The organism is Pradoshia sp., from assembly GCF_051873915.1.
Classification (GTDB): domain Bacteria; phylum Bacillota; class Bacilli; order Bacillales; family Pradoshiaceae; genus Pradoshia.
Genome location: NZ_JBJEFJ010000135.1, coordinates 1 through 1,647, shown reverse-complemented (window position 1 = coordinate 1,647; position 1,647 = coordinate 1). Strand labels below are relative to the sequence as shown.

1 protein-coding gene is annotated in these 1,647 nt (G+C 42.2%); it reads left to right on the top strand.

The features are described from left to right. Nucleotides 1–126 precede the first annotated feature (126 nt). Nucleotides 127–1,635 (top strand): IS21 family transposase, encoded by a 1,509-nt coding sequence (istA, locus tag ACI35L_RS12445; protein WP_439803018.1) that lies wholly within the window; start codon nucleotides 127–129, stop codon nucleotides 1,633–1,635. Nucleotides 1,636–1,647 lie beyond the last annotated feature (12 nt).

Genomic DNA, 1,647 nt, shown 5'->3' with positions numbered 1-1,647 from the left:
TGTAAACGCTAAAATAAAAGTTGACCACTTTAGTACAATTCGCTAATCAAAAAGTTGACCACCCTTAACACCCAATCCCTTATCATTGAGTTTGTCGAGAACTTTATGATTTGGGAGGAAAAAAGGATGTTAAAGATGGCTAATATAGAGCTTATCAGAAAATTGCACTTTAAAGAAGGTCGATCTATTCGGCAATTATCAAAAGATCTCAATCTCTCCAGGCAAACGATACGAAAAGCCATACAACAGAATGAAATTCCAACCTATCAACGATCAAAGCCGGTTGCCAATCCGGTCATCGACTCCGTTAAATCTACCATTATCCGATGGCTAACGGAGGATGAAACAGCCCCAGTAAAACAGCGTCATAGTGCTGCTCAAATCCACAGACGCTTGGTAAAAGAATACGGCTTTAAAGGCGGAGAATCCACCGTACGCCGTTTTGTACGCCAATACAAGCAGCTCAAAGAAACCCCAAATTCCTCTATACCGTTGGAATTCGATCCTGGCGAACATGCCCAATTTGATTGGGGAGAAGTCATTGTGTGTTTGAATGGGATTGAAAGGAAAGTCATGCTTTTTTGTATGAGACTTTTGTATAGCCGCAAAATATTTGTAAAAGTGTTTCAGCATCAACGTCAAGAGGCATTATTCCAAGGCCACGCAGACGCCTTTGATTACTTTGGTGGTGTTCCGAAAACGATAGTCTATGACAATATGAAAACAGCTGTAAAGAAGGTGTTAGAAGGAACGAAGCGAGAAGAACAGGAAGCTTTTGTCCAGTTTCGCTCCCACTATCTCTTTGATGCCCAATTTTGTGCACCCGCCAAAGGAAATGAAAAGGGACAAGTGGAGAAGCTGGTACAAACAGCCAGAGCTCAATTCCTTGTGCCGGTTCCTCAGGTTAGTGAAATTCTGGAGCTGAATCACTATTTAATGGAACAATGTAATGCCTATGAAGAAACCTTCGTACCCAAAACAAACGAAAAGGTGGGTGAACGATTTCAGGAAGAGCGTGTGCAACTATTGCCGATCATCAGTAAACATCCTTGTGCCAGGAAGGTGAAAGCCAGTGTTAATAGCCTGTCCCTGGTAAACTTTGAAACCAATGCCTACTCCGTCCCAACAAGATATGCAGGACAAAAAGACGCTCACCTATATGCCTATGTCAATCATATTGAGATCTGGCTAGGCGGGCAATGTGTAGCGAAGCATGAACGTTCCTATGAAAGATTTCATGAAGTATTTGAAGTGGATCATTATTTGGATGAACTAGAGAGAAAACCAAGGGCCATTCCGCATGCACGCCCTGTCCGCAGAGCGAACCTTCCTGCCAGTTATCAAGAATTTTATCGTCGTACTCTTTCTAAATATGGGCATGGAAAAGAATTCATTAAACTACTAAAACTCCATCGGGAGTTCTCGATCGAAACGGTCAAACAGGCGGTTGAAAGTAGTGTAAAAGAGCAGCTATATACAGCTGATAGCGTCAAGCATTATCTGTATCTAATGACGAAGCCAGAAATCATGAAGCCATCCCCCATAAACTATAAAATGGACCAATCTGTCGCAGTCAAGGCGCCTACTTTCGATCCATATGATCAATTATTACAGAAAGGAAGGTATCTACACTGAGCACACATCGAT